21 protein-coding genes and 1 tRNA gene are annotated in these 19484 nt (G+C 63.4%); 16 read left to right on the top strand and 6 right to left on the bottom strand.

What is annotated here, in order from left to right:
- Window positions 1–40: 40 nt before the first annotated feature.
- On the bottom strand, window positions 41–793 hold the full coding sequence (locus L0F51_RS15500) for an SDR family NAD(P)-dependent oxidoreductase (protein ID WP_234630059.1): 753 nt from the start codon (window positions 791–793) through the stop codon (window positions 41–43).
- 97 nt (window positions 794–890) lie between these two features.
- On the opposite strand from L0F51_RS15500, the gene L0F51_RS15495 reads away from it, so the two are divergent.
- Complete coding sequence (locus L0F51_RS15495) at window positions 891–1790, top strand: LysR family transcriptional regulator (RefSeq protein WP_234630058.1); 900 nt, start codon at window positions 891–893, stop codon at window positions 1788–1790.
- A gap of 301 nt (window positions 1791–2091) precedes the next feature.
- On the opposite strand, the gene L0F51_RS15490 is transcribed toward L0F51_RS15495, so the two are convergent.
- Window positions 2092–2166 (bottom strand) — tRNA-Gly (locus L0F51_RS15490).
- Between the two features lie 240 nt (window positions 2167–2406).
- On the opposite strand from L0F51_RS15490, the gene L0F51_RS15485 reads away from it, so the two are divergent.
- The 6 genes from L0F51_RS15485 to L0F51_RS15460 all read left to right on the top strand — a co-directional run bounded on the left by L0F51_RS15485 (window position 2407) and on the right by L0F51_RS15460 (window position 6030).
- Window positions 2407–2910, top strand: coding sequence for a prolyl-tRNA synthetase associated domain-containing protein (locus L0F51_RS15485; protein WP_234630057.1), 504 nt, complete (start codon window positions 2407–2409; stop codon window positions 2908–2910).
- A complete protein-coding gene (locus L0F51_RS15480; protein ID WP_234630056.1) occupies window positions 2900–3409 on the top strand; it encodes a GNAT family N-acetyltransferase in 510 nt (169 codons plus the stop codon). Before L0F51_RS15485 ends, L0F51_RS15480 begins: the two co-directional genes overlap by 11 nt.
- 62 nt (window positions 3410–3471) lie before the next feature.
- Window positions 3472–4404, top strand: a complete 933-nt coding sequence (gene trxA, locus L0F51_RS15475) for a thioredoxin (RefSeq protein ID WP_234630055.1) — start codon at window positions 3472–3474, stop codon at window positions 4402–4404.
- A 35-nt stretch (window positions 4405–4439) separates the two neighbouring features.
- On the top strand, window positions 4440–5114 hold the full coding sequence (locus tag L0F51_RS15470; RefSeq protein ID WP_234630054.1) for an LON peptidase substrate-binding domain-containing protein: 675 nt from the start codon (window positions 4440–4442) through the stop codon (window positions 5112–5114).
- 32 nt (window positions 5115–5146) lie between these two features.
- The gene (locus L0F51_RS15465; protein WP_370642427.1) at window positions 5147–5368 is read left to right on the top strand and encodes a Trm112 family protein; all 222 of its coding nucleotides are present in this window, start codon (window positions 5147–5149) and stop codon (window positions 5366–5368) included.
- A gap of 20 nt (window positions 5369–5388) precedes the next feature.
- Window positions 5389–6030, top strand: coding sequence for a TetR/AcrR family transcriptional regulator (locus L0F51_RS15460; RefSeq protein WP_234630053.1), 642 nt, complete (start codon window positions 5389–5391; stop codon window positions 6028–6030).
- A gap of 14 nt (window positions 6031–6044) precedes the next feature.
- On the opposite strand, the gene L0F51_RS15455 is transcribed toward L0F51_RS15460, so the two are convergent.
- Entirely contained in the window at window positions 6045–7271 is a 1227-nt protein-coding gene (locus L0F51_RS15455) for a ubiquinone biosynthesis hydroxylase (RefSeq protein ID WP_234630052.1), read from the bottom strand.
- A gap of 153 nt (window positions 7272–7424) precedes the next feature.
- Between L0F51_RS15455 and tesB the strand changes: the two genes are divergently transcribed.
- The 8 genes from tesB (at window position 7425) to L0F51_RS15415 (ending at window position 16765) form a co-directional block, all read left to right on the top strand.
- A complete protein-coding gene (gene tesB, locus L0F51_RS15450) occupies window positions 7425–8297 on the top strand; it encodes an acyl-CoA thioesterase II (RefSeq protein ID WP_234630051.1) in 873 nt (290 codons plus the stop codon).
- 220 nt (window positions 8298–8517) lie between these two features.
- The gene (locus L0F51_RS15445) at window positions 8518–8856 is read left to right on the top strand and encodes a P-II family nitrogen regulator (protein WP_234630383.1); all 339 of its coding nucleotides are present in this window, start codon (window positions 8518–8520) and stop codon (window positions 8854–8856) included.
- Window positions 8857–8888: 32 nt separating this feature from the next.
- Window positions 8889–10196 carry an ammonium transporter gene (locus tag L0F51_RS15440; protein WP_234630050.1) on the top strand — a complete coding sequence of 436 codons (1308 nt, stop codon included), beginning with the start codon at window positions 8889–8891 and terminating at the stop codon, window positions 10194–10196.
- A gap of 361 nt (window positions 10197–10557) precedes the next feature.
- Window positions 10558–10896: a P-II family nitrogen regulator gene (locus L0F51_RS15435; RefSeq protein ID WP_092812142.1), complete on the top strand. Its 339-nt coding sequence runs from the start codon at window positions 10558–10560 to the stop codon at window positions 10894–10896.
- Window positions 10897–10931: 35 nt separating this feature from the next.
- Window positions 10932–12284: an ammonium transporter gene (locus tag L0F51_RS15430; RefSeq protein WP_234630049.1), complete on the top strand. Its 1353-nt coding sequence runs from the start codon at window positions 10932–10934 to the stop codon at window positions 12282–12284.
- Between the two features lie 207 nt (window positions 12285–12491).
- Window positions 12492–14930 (top strand): DNA translocase FtsK 4TM domain-containing protein, encoded by a 2439-nt coding sequence (locus tag L0F51_RS15425; RefSeq protein WP_234630382.1) that lies wholly within the window; start codon window positions 12492–12494, stop codon window positions 14928–14930.
- An 86-nt stretch (window positions 14931–15016) separates the two neighbouring features.
- Entirely contained in the window at window positions 15017–15664 is a 648-nt protein-coding gene (locus tag L0F51_RS15420; RefSeq protein WP_234630048.1) for an outer membrane lipoprotein carrier protein LolA, read from the top strand.
- Window positions 15665–15961: 297 nt separating this feature from the next.
- Entirely contained in the window at window positions 15962–16765 is an 804-nt protein-coding gene (locus L0F51_RS15415) for an exodeoxyribonuclease III (RefSeq protein WP_234630047.1), read from the top strand.
- Between the two features lie 21 nt (window positions 16766–16786).
- On the opposite strand, the gene L0F51_RS15410 is transcribed toward L0F51_RS15415, so the two are convergent.
- Both L0F51_RS15410 and L0F51_RS15405 read right to left on the bottom strand, forming a co-directional pair.
- The gene (locus tag L0F51_RS15410) at window positions 16787–17260 is read right to left on the bottom strand and encodes a cyclic nucleotide-binding domain-containing protein (RefSeq protein WP_234630046.1); all 474 of its coding nucleotides are present in this window, start codon (window positions 17258–17260) and stop codon (window positions 16787–16789) included.
- A gap of 9 nt (window positions 17261–17269) precedes the next feature.
- Complete coding sequence (locus tag L0F51_RS15405) at window positions 17270–17956, bottom strand: response regulator transcription factor (protein WP_128290476.1); 687 nt, start codon at window positions 17954–17956, stop codon at window positions 17270–17272.
- A gap of 104 nt (window positions 17957–18060) precedes the next feature.
- On the opposite strand from L0F51_RS15405, the gene L0F51_RS15400 reads away from it, so the two are divergent.
- Window positions 18061–18717, top strand: coding sequence for a L,D-transpeptidase (locus tag L0F51_RS15400; RefSeq protein WP_234630045.1), 657 nt, complete (start codon window positions 18061–18063; stop codon window positions 18715–18717).
- Between the two features lie 21 nt (window positions 18718–18738).
- On the opposite strand, the gene L0F51_RS15395 is transcribed toward L0F51_RS15400, so the two are convergent.
- Entirely contained in the window at window positions 18739–19419 is a 681-nt protein-coding gene (locus L0F51_RS15395) for a YggS family pyridoxal phosphate-dependent enzyme (RefSeq protein WP_234630044.1), read from the bottom strand.
- Between the last annotated feature and the right edge of the window lie 65 nt (window positions 19420–19484).

Here is a 19484-nt window from a genome sequence, read left to right as displayed (position 1 = left end):
CCTGCACAAGCAGGAGAGAGCCGTCGTTATCACCGATCCTTCACAGGCGCATGCCACCGGAGACTTCGATGCGCTGCGCATTAATCCAGTGATTTCCATCGGAAAGGAGCGACGTGATCATCTTGCCAATGTCTTCCGGCAGCCCGGGGCGACCGAGCGCCGTCATCTCGGAGACGATCTTGTAGACGTCTGGGTTGTCCCGAACGATGCCGCCGCTGAAATCGGTCTGAATAGCACCCGGAGCGACCGTATTGACGTTGATGTTCCGCTTGCCCAGGTCATGCGCCAGATATCGCGTGAAGACTTCTACGGCGCCCTTGAACACCGCATACGCGACGCTGTCCGGATTGACGAAACGGGTGACGCCCGACGAGATGTTGATGATGCTCCCGCCGTCATTGATGAGCGGCAGAAGTTTCTGAGTAAGGAAGAACACACCCTTGAAATTGACGTTGTATAGCTTGTCCAATTCGTCAGGTGTCACATCGGAGAACGCCGTGTGGTTCGAAATACCGGCATTGTTGACAAGATAATCAATTTTGTTCGTTCCGAGCTGCTTCAGCGCGTCTTTCGCCTGCGCGACGAAATCGTCGAAGCTGCCCGTGTTACCGGTATCGAGTTTGAGGGCGATGGCCTGGGCGCCCGCCCTCCCCGCCGACACAACGACATCCTTCGCTTCCGATTCCGCTGAATGATAAGTGAAAATTGAATCCACGCCGCTCTTGGCGAGATTGATAACGGCGCTCCTCCCGAGACCACGGCTTCCGCCGGTCACCAAAGCAATCTTTGTCATCGGATCATCTCCTCATACGCGATCCTCGATAGGTGGCGCGTTGATCCTGCACAAACAATACGGCACAATCCGAACAGGCTGTATGGTGTAGTGAACAATGAAGATTGAGCCTAATGAGCTCAGGATTTTCGTCGATGTGGCGAGGGCAGGCGGCTTTCGCGACGCCGCGCGACTGAATGGGAAAAGTCCGTCCTGGCTCAGCCAGACGGTGCGAAGTCTTGAGGATGAACTCGGCGTTCGCCTCTTCAATAGGACGACACGCAGCGTGGCCCTGACCGATGCGGGCAGCCGGCTTCTGGAACGACTGGCGCCAGCATTTTCCGAAATGGATGCGGCGCTCGAAGTCATAAACGGCTATCGGGATCGTCCCGCCGGCACCGTTCGCCTCAACGTGCCGACGGTTGCGACGCGCTTGATCCTGCCTTCGATCCTTCCACCCTTCCTGGCCGTATATCCGGATATCCGTGTGGAGGTGGTGGTCGACGAGAGCTATGCCGATCTCATGGCGTCTCGATGCGATGCAGGCATCCGATACGAAGAACGCCTCGAAGCCGACATGATTGCCGTTCCGATCGGACCGCGATCGCAGCGTTTTGCGACTGCGGCCAGCCCTGGCTATTTGAAACGCCGCGGCACACCGGAGCATCCTCGCGATTTGTTATCTCACGCCTGTCTTTGCGCTCGTTTTCCGAGCGGCGTCATGGCGACATGGGAATTCGAACGCGACGGTGAAGTTCTGCGAATCGATCCGTCCGGTCCCTTGACGGTGCAGGCCGGCGGCTCCAGCGATCTCATCGTTGAAACGGCCATTGCCGACATCGGCATCATCCATCTCTTCGAAGGCTGGCTGGCCCCATATTTGAAAAAAGGGCTTCTGGAGCCAGTACTGAAACCCTGGTGGCAGAGCTTCAGCGGTCCTTTTCTCTATTATCCAAGCCGCCGCCTGCTTCCTGCACCCGTGAGGGCTTTCGTCGATTTCGTCAAAACCGCGTCATGAAGCCCGCAACGTCTCTGCGGGCCGGCTGGCACATCAGCAACTCGGATCGGTTCGGGCTTGAGGCAGGCACAGACGCGATCGAGGGAGCGCGCAGCTCTTTCTCCACTCGCCTTTTCCGCACCTCTGCAGATGCAGACCATCGAGGCTACAGACACAGGGGTGCCGGTTTCGAAGGCAACGACCGACGTCGCCCCGACCAACACATCCCGCTGACAGAAAACCGACGGTGGAATCTTTGAAAAAAAATCAAGGGTGACGCCCTGAGGGTCGCCATTCAATCCCTTTGATTTTCTTGAGAAACTGGAGCGGGCGATGGGATTCGAACCCACGACCCCAACCTTGGCAAGGTTGTGCTCTACCCCTGAGCTACACCCGCATCCATCGCTGCGCCGCCGTGCGGCGGGAGCGGTCGCCTATATGGCGCAAGCGATTGGCCATTGCAACACCTGAAATGCGTTGATCGCGAGAACAATTTTCTCGGACGGAGATCGGCCGCTCTTCCACCCTCCTCTCTCCTGCGCACGGCCCGCCGGGGCCTGTCGCCGCCGCCTTGGCTTGTGCCCGTGTCCGGCCTTGGTTATGGCGACGCCTTTACGAAGCTTGCGGGGCAAGAGACATGGCGAAAGGTCGCGCCGAACTGATGGCGTTCCTCGAAGAGATCGGCATTTCGACGGAAACGATGGAACACCCGCCGCTCTTCACCGTGGAGGAATCGAAACGCCTGCGCGGCACGATCGAAGGCGCCCACACCAAGAACCTCTTCTTGAAGGACAAGAAGGACCAGGTCTTTCTGCTCGTGGCCAAGGAAGACGCCGAGATCGATATGAAGACGCTTCATAAGCGGCTCGGCTCGGCGCGCCTCTCCTTCGGCAAGCCGGAGCTTTTGGAAGAGCTCTTGGGGGTGCGCCCCGGCTCCGTCACGCCGTTCTCCGTCATCAACGACACGGAGCAGCGCGTCACCGTCATCCTGGACGAACCTCTCCTCTCCTACGACGTCTTGAACTTCCACCCGCTGGAAAACACCGCGACGACCAAGATCGGCCGCGACGATCTCTTCACGTTTCTGAAGGCGACCGGCCACGAGCCGCAAATCCTTGCCGCGTCCGGCGATGCGGCCTGATCCGATCATCCTGCGTCGCGCTGAAGAGCACGACCGCGCCGCCCTCAACGCCCTGACGCAGGCCTCCACCGCCTATCGCGGAGCCTACCGGGCGATGCTGGACGGCTATGCGATCAGTGAATCCCAGATCGCCGAGGACATCTTTGTCCTGGCGGAACAGGCCGGCAAAATCCTGGGCTATTACAGCCTGACGACGACGCCGGCGCCTGAGCTCGACCTCCTCTTCGTCGCCGACGAGGCGCAGGGAACCGGGCTGGGTGCCGCCCTCATCGCCGATTTGAAGCGTGAAGCGGCCGCGCGCGGCATCCGTGCCATCAAGATCATCTCGCATCCGCCGGCGCAGGCCTTCTACGAAAAGATGGGCGCGCGGGTCGTTGGTCAGGAGCCCGCCTCCGGGCCCGTCTCATGGACACGCCCCATCCTTGAACTCGCCATCTCGGATGAAAGTTCGAGCGACAGGCGGGTGCGCGGCGACATCGCCCGTCAAGGCGACGCCTGACCCAATTGCTTTCCCGGCTACGATCGCCACATATCGCCACGACACATGGAAGGAAGCCGCAAATGAGCGCAGAAGGATTCATCCTCGGCGGCCAGACGAGCGCCCCGCAGTCCCAAAACGACGCCTCCGGGCTCATCAAGGAGACCACAACGCAGGCCTTTCGCGTCGACGTTATGGAGGCCTCGCGCGAGGTTCCGGTTCTGGTCGATTTCTGGGCCCCCTGGTGCGGCCCGTGCAAGCAGCTGACGCCGATCCTCGAAGCCGCGGTGAAGAAGGCCCGCGGCAAGGTGAAGCTCGTCAAGATGAACATCGACGATCACCCGGAGATCGCCGGCCAGCTCGGGATTCGCTCCATCCCGGCCGTGATCGCTTTCAAGGACGGCCAACCTCTCGACGGCTTCATGGGCGCTCTTCCCGAAAGCCAGGTGATGGATTTCCTGCAACGGATTGCGGGCCCCGTCGGGCCGAGTTCCGCCGAGGCGGCCCTCGCCGCGGCAGATGCCGAACTCGAAGGCGGCAATCCGGCAGGGGCTGCCAATCTCTATGCCCAGACGCTGCAGGAAGAGCCGGAGAACGCGGCAGCCCTGGCCGGCCTCGTGCGCTGCGAGATCAGCCTCCACAATCTTGACGCGGCCCGGGGGCTGCTCGACGGGATCGAACCGGCGCTCGCCAGTAACGAAGCTCTCGTGCAGGCACGTGCGGCACTCGAACTCGCGGAGCAATCTGAAAGCCTCGGCGACCCCAACGCTCTCAAAGTGCGGCTCGAGCAGGATCCCGCAGACCATCAGGCACGCTTCGACCTTGCACTCATCCTCAATGCACGTGGTGATCGTACGGGCGCGGCGGAATGTCTCCTGGAGATCGTGCGCCGCGACCGCGAATGGAACGATCAGGCGGCGCGCAAGCAGCTTGTGCAGTTCTTCGAAGCCTGGGGAACCAAGGATCCGGCGACGGCTAAGTCCCGTCAGCGCTTGTCGTCTCTGCTTTTCGCCTAGTTCTAGACTGGAAAGCATTCGACGAGGTGTTGCGAATGGCCATCCAGGCCGGAAATCGCTGTTACAGAGATCCATCCGACCTTCCCGACCGGATCCCGGTGTTTCCGCTCTCCGGCGCTTTGCTGCTGCCGAGTGGACAATTGCCGCTGAACATCTTCGAGCCGCGCTACGTCGCCATGATCGACGACGCGCTGCGCGGAGAGCGGCTCATCGGGATGATCCAGCCGGTGATCGGGTGCAGCGAGGATTGTCACACGGCCCCTCTCTGCCAGGTGGGCTGCGCCGGGCGGCTGACCCAGATCGCCGAAACGGGCGACGGCCGCTATCTCGTGACCCTCACCGGTGTATCGCGCTTCGTGATCCGGCAGGAGCTGGAAACGGAAGCGGACTACCGCGCCTGTCAGGTGTGTTTTGAGAAGTTCACGTCTGACTTTCAGCCGCGCCAGGGCGAGGAGGAGATCGATCGGGCGGCTCTTCTTTCGGCTTTCCGCAGCTATCTCACCGCCCACGACCTCGAAGCCGATTGGGAGAGCGTGGAACGCGCCTCGAATGTCGGCCTGCTCACGGCTTTGTGCATGATGAGCCCGTGGGGCCCGGCCGAAAAGCAGGCGCTTCTGGAGGCGCCGAGCCTGAAAGAGCGGGCGGAGACATTGATCGCCATCGCCGAATTGTCGCTGGCAGGCTCGCACGATCAGGCCCCCGTGCAATAGTCGGCCGAGACGAGGACATGCAGGAGGACAGGATGATGCGCGAAGAGGCCGCCAGACCGCCGGATGAAACGTCAAGCCAGCGTCAGGTCGATCCGAAGCTCTTGGAGATTCTCGTCTGCCCGGTCACCCGCACGACGCTCGAATACGATCGCGAGCGACAGGAGCTCGTCAGCCGCGCTGCCAGGCTTGCCTATCCAATCCGCGACGGCATTCCAATTCTGCTTGAGGAAGAGGCCCGTCGCCTGGAAGATTAGGCGGAAGCAGGGGGGCGCAGGTGGCAAAAAAGCGCGGCGCGGAAAGCCGCGAGCGGCTCGTCAACGCCGCTGCCGATCTTTTCTGGCAAAAGGGTTTTGCGGCGACCTCGCTCGCCGAGATCGGTGCGGCAGCGGGCATTCCGCTCGGCAACATTTATTATTATTTTCGCTCCAAGTCGGCTCTCGCCGAGGCGGTCGCCGCGATCATGGCCGAGCAGATGCAGGCGGCGCTCGAGGAGATCGCCGCAGCTGCGGACTCACCTGATGCGCGTCTCGCCGCCCTCGTCGATCTTCTGTCGCATTCCGTCGCGACACGCACCGAGCGCGGCTGTCCGATCCGCAGAGCCTCGGCGGAGTTTCGCGATCCGGCTCCCGAGGCATCGGCACGGGCCGCCGCAATCCTCGCCCATCTCGAAGCCTGGCTCACAAACGAGCTTGCGCGCATCGGCGCGCGCCCGGCCGACGCTCAGGCATCTGCGGCCAAAGCCTTGATTCTGTGGCAGGGCGGCATTGCCCTCGCCGAAGCGCGCCGCGACGAGGCACCGCTCAGACAGGCGCTTCAGGACATGCGCGCGCTTTTCCGCGAGGCGGCACGACAGAGCCGCAGCGAGAGAGCGGGAGCCCCGCTCTCAGCCGATCCGGGACGAACGACAGGCTTCTAGCGCATCCCTCTGTGCTAAAGCGCCTCGCCGCGCATCAGCCGGGGCAGTTCGCCGCCAAGACCAGCCGCCTCTTTGATGAAATTCTGCTTCAGGAAGGGCAGACGGTCGACGATCCCGAGGCCGACCGAGCGGGCCGTCCGCAGCATCTTGTTTTCCTTGGAGAAGAGCCGGTTGAGGACATCGGTCGTCACGCCCATCTGCCAGCTGTCGAACCGCCGCCATTGTTCATAGCGCTTCAAGGTCTCGATATGCGCGATATCGAGGCCGAGGCGATTGGCGTCGACGACGATCTCCGCAAGGGCTGCCGCATCCCGGAAACCGAGATTGAGCCCCTGGCCGGCAACCGGATGAATGCCGTGCGCCGCATCGCCGAGAAGCGCGAAATGGGGCCGCACGAAATCGCGCGCCAGCGTGAGCCCGAGCGGATAGCCCTGCCGTGGACCGTCGAGCGAAAGCTCGCCGAGATGATGGCCGAAGCGCCGCTCCAGCTCGATCTGAAACACGAACTCGTCTTCGGCGAGAAGCTTCTTGGCGTCGGCCTCGCGTTCGGTCCAGACGAGAGAGGACCGGTTGCCCTTGAGCGGCAGAATGGCAAAGGGGCCCGTGGGCAGAAAATGCTCGCGGGCGACACCGTGATGGGGCCGCTCATGCGCGACCGTGACCACGATCGCCATCTGCTTGTAGCGCCAGGAGACGGTGGCGATCCCGGCCTTGCCGCGCAGCCCCGAGCGCACGCCGTCGGCAGCGACGAGAAGGCGCGCATCGACCCGTTTGCCGGAGCCAAGCGAGAGCGTGACTGAGCTTCCCTCGACGGTGAAGTCGCGCACCGTCTCCGGGGCGATGATCTCGATGCCCGCCGCAACGCTCGCGTCCTGCAAGGCCCCGGTCAAAACGCCATTCGGCACCATATGGGCGAAGGGTTCGCCATCGGAGAGCGGCTCCTGGAAGGTGAGAAAAATCGGGCGCACGGCATCGCTGGTGGCGCTGTCGGTGATCTCCATGGCGTTGATCGGCTGCGCCTCGTCGGCCACGTGCCCCCAGACACCGAGCGTATCGAGCATGCGCTTGGCCGCCGCCGCGATCGCGGAAGCCCTTTGATCGGCGCCGGCAGGTTTTCTCCCGGCGGCATCGATGAGCATGACATCGAGGTCCGGCGCGCCGCGCTTGATGGCAAGCGCCGCCGTAAGCCCGGCCGACCCACCACCCGCAATCACCACATCCGCACGCTTGCTGTCCGCCATTCTCGCCCTCTTCTTTCATTTATCGGCGACGACGAGGCCGCCATCTCTGTTCAGGCTTCCGCCCTTCTTGACTTCCAGGCGCCGCGCGACAACGGTTGCGCCCGCTTCGGCTCTGCCGATCCCGCCTTAGGATTATGCTCCGGGTTCATCAACATGACGGACGGAATTCAAACCTTGCTCGACATTCTCGACCTGGAGACGCTGGAGCACAACCTCTTTAGGGGCCGCAGCCCGCAGGTGGGCTGGCAGCGCGTCTTCGGCGGCCAGGTGATCGGACAGGCCCTGGTTGCGGCCACGCGCACCGCGCCTCTCGATCGCCACGCCCATTCGCTGCACGGCTATTTCCTGCGCCCCGGCGATCCCACGGTGCCGATCATCTACGAGGTCGACCGCATCCGGGACGGCTCGAGCTTTTTGACCCGCAACGTCATCGCCGTCCAGCATGGCGAAGCGATCTTCACCATGTCGGCGTCCTTCCAGAAGGAAGAAAACGGCTTTGAGCATCAACGACCCATGCCGGACGTACCGGCCCCTGAGGATTTGATGTCGGAGGCCGAGTTCAAAGAGCTGGTGATGAAGAGCCAGGCGCCGGACGCGGTCAAAGCCTATTGGAGCCGCGAGCGCCCGATCGAATTCCGTCCCGTCGATCTCGATCATTACGTGGCACGGCGTGCCCTGCCGCCGCGCCAGGACGTGTGGTTCCGCGCCAACGGGCCGATCCCGGCCATCAGTGCCCTGCACAAATGCGCCCTCGCTTACGCCTCGGATATGACGCTCCTCGATACGGCGCTCTTTCCGCATGGACGTTCGGTTTTCTCCGTCGACATGCAGGTGGCAAGCCTCGACCATGCGATGTGGTTCCATCGCCCCTTCGACGCCACCAACTGGCTTCTCTACACCCAGACGAGCCCGTCGGCCTCCTCCGCCCGCGGCCTGTCGCTCGGCGCGATCTACACGCGTGATGGCACGCTTGTGGCCTCCGTTGCCCAGGAAGGTCTCATCCGGCCGCGCCCCCGAAAAGAGTGATGCTTTTTTAGGCAATTGACGCGCCTGAGGGCGCGGATCGCATCTCTCGTCTCTCCAGAACCCAGGGAAGCCCTGCCTTTCGGCGCGGCGAATGCTCAAGCATTATGCCGCAGCCCGCATCCTTGCGGGAGCGTCGATAGTGGCAGGCGCAACCACGGCGGCACAAAGAACGGGCAGCGCTGAGCTCGCCCGCGCCGCCGCAGCTGGGGAGATCGAAGCGATGAAACTGATCATGGCGATCATCAAGCCCTTCCGGCTCGATGCAGTGCGCGATGCGCTTACCGAAATCGGCGTCCAGGGCCTCACCGTCTCTGAGGTGAAGGGCTACGGACGCCAGAAGGGACACACGGAAGTTTACCGCGGCACGGAATATGCAATCAGCTTTCTGCCGAAGCTGAAGATCGAAGTCGTCGTCGAGGCTGCGAGCGCGGGCCGCGCGGTCGCAGCCATCACGGCCGCCGCCGAAAGCGGTCAAATTGGCGACGGCAAGATTTTCGTCGTCAACGTCGAACAGGCGGTCCGCATCCGCACGGGAGAGACCGACAACGAGGCGCTCTGACGGCAACAGGCTTTTGGGAGAGAGGACAGTCAATGAACAAGCGGGGAATTTTATGGGGGGCGGGCCTGATCGGCGCCTTCGCCTTGCTCGGTGCTGAGCCGAGTTGGGCCCAGGACGCGACAGAGCCGGCCCTCGACAGCGGCGACACCGCCTGGATGCTGACATCGACCGCACTCGTGCTGATGATGACGATACCCGGGCTCGCCCTGTTTTACGGTGGCATGGTGCGCAGGAAGAACGTTCTGGCGACCGCCATGCAAAGCTTCGCCATCTGCTGCCTGGCGACGGTTCTGTGGATGGTATGCGGCTATTCGCTGGCCTTCACCGACGGAGGCGCCTTCAACGCCTATGTCGGCGGCCTGTCGAAAATGCTTCTGGCGGGCGTCGGCAGCGACGCTTTGAGCGGCACCATCCCCGAGACGGTCTTCATGACCTTCCAGATGACCTTCGCGATCATCACGCCGGCCCTCATCACCGGCGCTTTCGCCGACCGCATGAAGTTCTCGGCCATGCTGTGGTTCATCGGCTTGTGGAGCCTCATCGTTTATGCCCCCGTCACCCACTGGGTCTGGGGCGGCGGCTTCCTTGCCAATGCGGGCGTGCTCGACTTCGCGGGCGGCACGGTCGTCCACATCAATGCCGGTGTCGCCGGCCTCGTGGCAGCCCTCGTTCTCGGCAAGCGCCGCGGCTTCGGCTCGGAGAACATGGCGCCGCACAACCTCGTCCTGTCGATCATCGGCGCCTCGCTTCTGTGGGTCGGCTGGTTCGGCTTCAACGCGGGCTCCGCGCTTGCCGCCAACGGCACCGCCGGCATGGCGATGGCGGTGACGCAGATCGCGACGGCAACCGCAGCTCTTGCCTGGATGTTCGGCGAATGGGCCGTGCGCGGCAAGCCGAGCGTCCTCGGCATCATTTCCGGCGCCGTGGCAGGCCTTGTCGCCATCACCCCGGCCTCGGGCTTCGTCGATCCGACCGGGGCGCTCATCATCGGCGCGGCCGCCGGCCTCGTCTGCCTGTGGGCGGTGGTCTGGCTGAAACCGATGCTCGGCTATGACGATTCGCTCGACGCCTTCGGCGTGCACGCTGTCGGCGGCATCGTCGGAGCGCTTCTGACCGGCGTCTTCGCCCGCGAAGCGATCGGGGGCACGCCGGGCCTCATCGAAGGCAATGCGGGCCAGGTGATGACGCAGGTCTACGGCATCGCGGCGACGATCGCCTGGACGGCCATCTGCTCGTTCGTGATCCTGAAAGTCATCGATATCACGGTCGGCACCCGCGTCTCGCCGGAAGTCGAAACCGAGGGTCTCGACGTCAATCTCCACGGCGAAGTGGTTCAGTAAACACCCGCGAGCACGTTATCGAACGACCCGGCCGCACTGCGGCCGGGTTTTATTTTTGCCCTTGGCGAAGAGACGCGCCCCACTACTCTCTTCTGCCGTCTTTGCGCCGCCCTGCCGCCGCATTCACTGGCGCAACTTTGGGCAAAACTGCAATTTTGCACATCTCGTAGGCACTTTTCACGACGCGACCTGCAAGCCACTCCAGTTTGTGGGGATTCCGTAAGTGACTCAGGGCACTTAGCAAATCGTTCCCCATTCTGGCACGCGGCTTGTAAAGAAAGTCACGTAAGGCGGCGGTCCAGACGCGTCGTCCGGATGGTCGGCCGCACGCCGGCCCAGCCAAAGGGAGATTGTGACCGAGATGAAATTGATCATTGCGATCATCAAACCTTTCAAGCTCGACGAGGTGCGTGAAGCCCTCACGGAGCTTGGGGTGCAGGGCCTCACCGTGACGGAAGTGAAGGGTTACGGCCGGCAAAAGGGGCACACGGAAATCTACCGCGGCGCAGAATACGCGGTGAGCTTCCTGCCCAAACTGAAGATCGAGGTCGTCGTCGATTCCGCCAATGCGGATCGGGTGGTGGAGGCGATCGCCGCCGCCGCCAAGAGCGGCCAGATCGGCGACGGCAAAATCTTCGTCGTCAACGTCGAACAGGCGGTGCGCATCCGCACCGGGGAAACCGACGCGGAGGCTCTCTGACAATGACGTCGGAGAACGGGAGAGAGGGACACTTCATGAAGAACAAACACTGGCTTAAGGCGGTGCCGGCGATTGCGGCCATTGCCGCCATCGCCGCCGTGCAGCCGGCCCTGGCACAGGACGCTGCAGCGCCTGCGGCCGAGGCTGCTCCGGCCGCCGATGCGGCGGCTATCGCTTTCACCTTCAACACGTTTTCCTTCCTCGTCACGGGCTTCCTCGTGATGTGGATGGCAGCAGGCTTCGCCATGCTGGAGGCGGGGCTCGTACGCTCCAAGAACGTCTCCATGCAGTGCCTCAAGAACATCGGCCTCTACTCGGTCGCAGGTCTGATGTTCTGGGTGATCGGCTACAACCTCATGTACATGAACGTGGACGGCGGCTATTTCGGCGTCCCGATCCCGAAGGCGATCCCGGATCCGGCCAGTGAGACGAGCGGCGATTATGCGGCCGCGTCCGACTGGTTCTTCCAGATGGTGTTCTGTGCCACCGCAGCCTCCATCGTCTCCGGCACGCTCGCCGAGCGCATCAAGCTGTGGCCGTTCATGATCTTCACCGTGATCCTGACCGGCATCATCTATCCGATCACCGGCTCCTGGCAGTGGGGCGGTGGCTGGCTGTCCGAGATGGGCTTCTCCGACTTCGCGGGTTCCACGCTCGTCCACTCCGTCGGTGGCTGGTGTGCCCTGACCGGCGCGGTCATTCTGGGCGCCCGCCGCGGCAAGTTCGGGCCGAACGGCGCCGTGCACCCCTTCCCCGGCTCCTCGATCCCGCTCGCCACGCTCGGCACCTTCATCCTCTGGCTCGGCTGGTTCGGCTTCAACGGCGGCTCCCAGCTCGCCCTTGACGGGTTCGAGAACGCCTCTGCGATCTCGCGCATCTTCGTCAACACCAACCTCGCCGCCGCGTCCGGCGTCGTGGTGGCGATGATCCTCACCCAGGTCGTCTACAAGAAGGTCGACGTGACGATGGCCCTCAACGGCGCCCTCGCCGGTCTCGTCTCGATCACGGCCGAACCGCTCGCCCCCACCGTGCCGACCGCTCTCTTCGTCGGCGCCGTCGGTGGCCTCATCGTGGTCCTGGTCGTGCCGCTCCTCGACAAGCTGAAGATCGACGACGTCGTCGGTGCCATCCCGGTCCACCTCGTCGCCGGCATCTGGGGCACGATCATCGTGCCGCTGTCCAACGCCGACACGAACTACGTCACCCAGGCGATCGGCATCGCCTCGATCGGCGTCTTCTGCGTCGTCGTCAGCACCATCATCTGGCTCGTCCTCAAATTCACCGTCGGCCTCAGGGTCAGCGAGGAAGAAGAGGCTCTGGGTCTGGACGCGGTGGAAATCGGCGTCGAAGCCTACCCGGAATTCGGCGTCGGCTCGCAGCGCGTCTAAATTCCACTCAAAGCTTTCTGCGATGCGGCCCGGGCACCACGCCCGGGCCGTTTTATTTTGCAAGGGCGCTCAGGGCCGCTCTGGTTAACAAGCGTTTAACCCAGCCCGCCTATTGTCGCGGAAGTCCACCAACGCAGGGACGAACGATCTCCCATGGCCTTCGGCGCAAGCAGCGAGTTTTTCCATTCCACCTATGCCCTCCGTCGCATGGCGGTTCGGCGCATCGTGCAGCTGGCGGGCTTCGTGCTCTTCCTTTTGCTGGCGATGATGGTGCTGTCTCTGGCCACCTGGAAGGTCGCAGACCCGAGCCTCTCGAACATCACCGATGCGCCTGTCGGCAATCTCCTCGGGGCATGGGGGGCGAACTTCGCTGACCTCGCCATGCAGTTCTTCGGGCTCGGCATCATCGCGCTCCTTCTGCCGCCCGCGCTTCTGGCGCTGGCGCTTCTGCGCATGCGTGTCCCCGCCCAGCCCTTCCAGCAGCTGGGCTTCTGGCTTGCGGGAACGGCCGTTACGGCGCTGGCACTCGCCTGTCTGCCGGTGCCGCAATCATGGCCTCTCCCGATCGGCATCGGCGGCGCGGTCGGCGACATCATGCTGCGCCTGCCGACCTGGATCTTTGGCGATCCTCTCATCATCGGCATGCGCGCGGCGATCGGCGTCCTGGCGACCGGCATCGGCCTGGGCCTTCTCTTTGCCGCTGCGAGGTCCCGTCCGATCGGTGACGCGGCCCACGCGCCGATGAACACCCCCGCAGCCCTTGATGAAGCCGAGGACGAGGACGACATCGACCTCTCCGATGAGGACGCGCCGCGCGGCGGCCTGTCCGTGGTCGCAGGCTTCGTCATGCATCACGGCTTTTCAGCGCTTTCTGCGGTGAGCCGTGGTCTGCGTCGCGGCTCGCATCGCGCCGTGCGCGCAGCGCTGGAACGTTCCGAGCGCCCGGCCACCATCGCGGGCACCCGCCACGAACCTTCGCTGGCCGCAAGCGAGGCGCCGTTCGACGCCTATGAGGAAGAAGACTACGACGACGAAGAGACCTACGAGGAGCCGCAGGCCTCCTCGCTCGTCACTGCGCCGGCGCCGAAACTGAAGCCGAGCCGTCGCGCCAAGCGCGAGTCGCAGCCGTCGCTTCTGCCCTCCGACAGCTACGAACACCCGCCCCTGCACATGCTCGCCGATCCGGACCCCAAGGGCAGCCTCAATCACGACCCCGCAGCCCTGGAGAAGAACGCCCGCGCTCTGGAAGGCGTCCTGGAAGATTTCGGCGTGCGCGGCGAGATCATCAATGTGCGCCCCGGACCGGTCGTCACGCTTTACGAGCTTGAGCCCGCGCCCGGCATCAAATCCTCGCGTGTCATCGGCCTCGCCGACGACATCGCCCGTTCCATGAGCGCGATCGCGGCCCGCGTCGCCGTCATCCCCGGGCGCAATGTCATCGGCATCGAATTGCCGAACGCCCGCCGTGAAACCGTCTTCCTCAAGGAGATCCTGGGCTCGGTCGATTTCGAGAAGAGCCGGGCACGCCTGGCGCTCGCGCTCGGCAAGACGATCGGCGGCGAACCCGTCATCACCGATCTCGCCAAGATGCCTCACCTGCTCGTCGCCGGCACCACGGGCTCCGGCAAATCGGTGTCGATCAACACGATGATTCTGTCGATCCTCTACCGGCTGACGCCGGAGCAGTGCCGCCTCATCCTGATCGACCCGAAGATGCTGGAACTCTCCGTCTATGACGGCGTCCCGCACCTCCTCACCCCCGTCGTCACCGACCCGAAGAAGGCGGTCGTCGCGCTCAAATGGACCGTCCGTGAGATGGAAGAGCGCTACAAGCAGATGTCGAAGGTGGGCGTCCGCAACATCGACGGCTTCAACCAGCGCATCGCCACGGCAAAGAAGAAGGGCGAAGTGATTCGCCGCACCGTGCAGACCGGCTTCGACCACGATTCGGGCGAGGCGATCTTCGAGACCGAAGAGCTCGAGCTCGAGCCGATGCCCTATATCGTCGTCATCATCGACGAGATGGCCGATCTGATGATCGTGGCGGGCAAGGAGATCGAAGGCGCCGTGCAGCGTCTCGCCCAGATGGCCCGCGCCGCCGGCATTCACGTCATCATGGCGACGCAGCGCCCCTCGGTCGATGTCATCACCGGCACGATCAAGGCGAACTTCCCGACCCGCGTCTCCTTCCAGGTCACCTCGAAGATCGATTCGCGCACCATCCTTGGCGAGCAGGGCGCCGAACAGCTCCTCGGCCAGGGCGATATGCTCTTCATGGCGGGCGGCGGCCGCATTCAGCGCGTGCACGGCCCCTTCGTCAGCGACGAGGAGGTCGAAGAGGTCGTGGCGCATCTGAAGGGCCAGGGCGTGCCCGATTACCGCGACGCCATCACCGACGAGGAAGCGGAAGGCGAAACGGGTTGGGACGCACTCGCCGGGTCCGACGATTCCAACGATATCTACGACAAGGCGGTCGCCATCGTCTTGCGCGACCGCAAGGCCTCGACCTCTTATGTCCAGAGGCGGCTCTCGATCGGCTACAACCGCGCCGCCTCCATTATCGAACGCATGGAAAACGAAGGGCTGATCAGCGCGGCCAACCACGCAGGAAAGCGTGAGATCCTGGTCGGCGAGGAGGCAGCCTGAGCGGATTTCCGCCACCTTTGGCTGGTCTTACCGTTTTCATGCCCGACATTTCCGGTTCACGACCTTTGCGATCCTTGGAGGATCTGATGCGCATTCTATCGAAGACACTCGCCGCCATGGCCGTCGGCGTCGTGGCGCTCGGCCTCGCCGCCGGCTCCGCCTTTGCCTTCACCGCAGACCAGCAGCAGGCGCTGGCGTCGATCTCAGCCAAGCTCGCCAATCTCAAGACGATGCATGGCGAGTTCATCCAGTTCGGCCCGACCGGCGAGAAGAGCCAGGGCAAGTTCTATATCGAGCGTCCCGGCCGGATCCTTTTCGACTACGACCCGCCCTCCAAGCTGAAGGTGAAGTCGGACGGCAAATCGGTTCTCGTGCGCGATGCGAGCATGAAGACCGACGATTTGTGGCCTTTGTCCAAAACGCCCCTCAAATTCCTCCTCGACGATCAGCTCAATCTCGCCAAGTCGAGCCGGGTGCGCGGCGTTCAGGTCGAATCCGATCTGATCCAGGTAGTCGTCGTCGACGATGCGCAGTTCGGCGGCGGGACGCTCACATTGTTTTTCGATCCGTCCACTTACGAGCTTCGTCAATGGACGGTGCGCGATGCACAGGGCCTCGACACCACGGTCGCGCTCTACAATGTGGAGACCGGCCGACCGCTTTCGCCGGAGCTTTTCAAGATCAACTACAGCGGCGTCACGAACCGCGCCCGCGAGCGGTCTCTTGGTGATTAAATCTTTCTGAGAGATATTTTTTTCGCCTTTCTTTCAGGCTACAAATCTTTGTGTCGGAAGCTGGGGTTGTCTCAGCGACAAGAAGCCCCATCTCTCCGCCGCGGAGATCGACCCGGCCGATACAACGCCCCCCGTCTCGCTCGGGTCTGATCAGCCGGATTTTATCCGGTTCGTTCCCGCGAAGGCGCCCAGGCTCCACGCTTGGGCGCCTTTCTATTTCAGAAAAGTTCTGGGCTTTCCTGTTGACCTCGCGCGCAGCGACTGGATTTCCGTGTCACGGCAGGCCATTCGGAAGAGATGTCACTCTCAATCGCCACCTGGAACATCAATTCGGTGCGTCTGCGCATCGGTCTCATTCTTCAGTTTCTTGCCGAGCATGAGCCGGATGTGCTCTGCCTGCAGGAAACCAAATGCCCGGACGCTCTCTTCCCGGAGAAGGCCTTCCGCGAGGCGGGCTACCCCCACCTCGCCCTCTCCGGGCAGAAGGGCTACAACGGCGTCGCCATCGTCTCGCGACGTCCCCTCTTCGGCGTCGATCGCAATCATTTCTGCGACCGCATCGATTGCCGTCACATCGAGGCAAAGGTCGAGTCCGGCCAGCAGCATGTGACGTTGCACAATTTCTACGTCCCGGCGGGTGGCGACGAGCCGGACCCCGACAAGAACGTGAAATTCGCCCACAAGCTCGCCTTCATCGAGGAATTGACGCAGGCCGCAGAGAGGCTGGCACAGCCCGGCTCCATCCTGGTGGGGGATCTCAACATCGCCCCGCTCGAGACCGATGTCTGGTCGCACCGCCAGCTCCTGAAAGTCGTGAGCCACACCCCCGTCGAGACGGAGGGGCTCCTGCGCTTCCAGGCGGCCGGCCCGTGGGTCGACGTCATGCGCCGGTTCGTCCCGCCGGAGGACAAGCTCTTCACCTGGTGGAGCTATCGCTCGCCCAATTGGGAAGCCTCAGACCGTGGGAGACGTCTCGATCATATCTGGGCAGCAACCGATGTGGCCGCCCGTGCGCAAGGCATCAAGGTCATCAAGGAAGCGCGCGGATGGGAACGGCCCTCCGACCACGTACCCGTGATCGCGACCTTCGCCGAAGCCTGAAACGTCCAGACAACGAAGGGCTTATGATCCCGCAGTGCCGAGGCGCAGCCCGGCCCGTTTGATCTCCTCGACCGTGTCGGCAAGCCCTTCCGTCAGCTTGTCGCGCAAGGCTTCGGCGATATCCGGATATTCGTCCAGAAGCCGCTTGAACATCGACCGGCGGATCTGCAGCACGCTGGAATTTTCCGCTGCGACGATGGTCTCGTGCGCCTTCATCTCGGTGATGAGTGCGAGATCGCCGATGAGGGCGCCTCGCTCGAAGCGCCGCGCCGGTCGTCCCTCTTCCTCGCCGCCCCGGCGGTCGCTGCGCGCAAGGAGGAGGCCCTCACTGACGAGATAGGCCGAGTGCTGCGGCCGCCCCGCTTCCACCACGACCTCGTCTTTGCGCACATGCCGGCTTTCCGCCGAGAAGGCGATCAAGCGCAGATGATCGTCCTCGAAGCCCCTGAAGAAGGCGGATTCGTGCAGGAGCTGGACGTCGGATCCGAGGCTCACGCGGCTCTCCTAGGTGCGTGCAAGCTTGTAGCCGCCGGCCTCGGTGACGAGGATCTCGGCGTTCGAAGGATCCTTCTCGATCTTCTGCCTGAGGCGGTAGATATGGGTCTCGAGCGTATGGGTGGTGACCCCGGAATTGTAGCCCCACACTTCCGAAAGAAGCGTGTCACGGGACACCGTCGCCTCGCTGGCGCGGTAGAGATATTTCAAGATCGCCGTCTCTTTTTCCGTCAGGCGGACCTTTCCGCCAGACGCGTCGAGGAGGACTTTTGCGGCGGGACGAAACGTGTAGGGACCGATGGCGAAGGTCGCATCCTCGCTTTGTTCGTGCTGGCGCAGATGCGCCCGGATACGAGCAAGGAGGACCGCGAAACGAAACGGCTTCACGACGTAATCGTTGGCCCCGGCCTCGAGGCCGAGCACGGTGTCGGAATCGGTATCGTGCCCGGTCAGCATCACGATCGGGACATTGACGCCGCTCTTGCGCAGCAATTTGACGGCTTCTCGTCCGTCCATGTCCGGCAATTCGACGTCCATGATGATGAGATCGACATGGGTTTCCTTGGCGCTCTTGATGCCGGCCGCAGCGGTCGTTGCCGAAGCGAGCTCGAACTCCTCGTAAAGCGCGAGCTGCTCCGTCAATGCTCCGCAGAGTTCCTTGTCATCATCGACAATGAGAATTCGTCTGGCCGTCATTCGCGCCTTATCTCCGCCCGGAATCGTCAATTTTGCAATTTAGGCTAAGTTCCCTGCCCTCGCCAGCCTTGCACCTCAGCCCATCAAGCACGCATTCTTGAACAATGTTGCCTCCCGACCCCCGCTTTCGCCCACAATCGCGCCGCAAACAGCCGAAACGGGCTGCCGCGTCGTCACGCCGCACGGCGCCTCAATCCGCCGACCCTGAACGCATCTATGTGCGGCCGTTGCCGAGCCCTCCGCACGCCGCCTTGCTGACGTTTCGCGGCCTCACCCTGCGCTGCGCCATCGGCCGCACTGGCGTGACGCACGCGAAGCAGAAGCGCGAAGGCGACGGGAAGAGCCCCATCGGGCGCTATGTCCTCGAATGGTGCGCCCTGCGGCCCGACAGAAGGCCGCCAATGCCGCGCTCGCAGCTTCCGACGATCGTGTTGCGGCGAAGCGACGGCTGGTGCGACGAGCCCACCTCGCCCGCCTACAATCGCGCCGTGCGCCTGCCCGTCAGCATCTCGGCAGAAGCGATGTGGCGACCGGACGGGCTCTATGATGCGGTGATCGGCCTCTCCCACAACACCGCGCCACGGCAGCGACGGATGGGGAGTGCCATCTTCTTCCACCTCGCGCGGCCCGGTCTTCAAGCGACGGAAGGCTGTGTCGCCATACCACGCTCGGCCATGCGCCGGATCCTGCCGTTTCTGTCGGAGAGGACGCAGATGGTCATCCTGGCGCCGGCAGATGCCGGTCGCCCGAAGCGCGTGTGAGGACCGACAGCGAGCGACCGCTCAGGGACGCGGCCTTGAGCCGAAGATCGCGCTGCCGACGCGCACATGGGTGGCGCCGAGCGCGATCGCCGTCTCGAAGTCGGCGCTCATGCCCATCGAGAGCTTCTTGAGACCGAGCTTGCCGGCAAGCTTTGCCAGGAGCGCGAAATGCGGCCCGGGCGCCTCCTCGAACGGCGGAATGCACATGAGACCTGAGATCTCAAGTCCGTGTTCATCGCGACAGCGGCGGACGAAATCTGTCGTCTCCCGCGGCGTAATGCCCGCCTTCTGCGGCTCCTCGCCGGTGTTGACCTGAACGAAGAGCTCCGGCGATCGCCCCTGGGCCGCGATCTCCTTGGCAATCGCACCGGCAATCTTGTCGCGGTCGACGGAATGGATGGCGTCGAAAAGCTCCACGGCCTGGGAAGCTTTGTTTGACTGCAATGGCCCGATCAGATGCAGCGTCACGTCCGGCGTCGCCTCACGCAAAGCCGGCCATTTCCCGGCCGCCTCCTGCACGCGGTTCTCGCCGAAGACGCGCTGGCCGGCGGCGATGACGGGCTCGATCTCGTCCGCATCGAAGGTTTTGCTGACGGCGACCAGCGTCACGCTTTCAGGATCACGCCCCGCCTCACGCGCCGCAGCGTCGACCCGGCGTCTGATCTCAGCCAACGCCTCGTGCTCTTTGTTTGCCTTGTCCATGTCCTACCCGCACTGTGCGCACAACCGATCGCCGCGCGGCGAGGTTGACCGGCTCTGGCAATCGT

This window comes from Afifella sp. H1R (genome assembly GCF_021462425.1).
Taxonomy (GTDB): Bacteria; Pseudomonadota; Alphaproteobacteria; order Rhizobiales; family Afifellaceae; genus Afifella; species Afifella aestuarii.
Note: the sequence above shows the minus strand (reverse complement) of the source record. Positions and strands in the feature narration are given on the sequence as shown.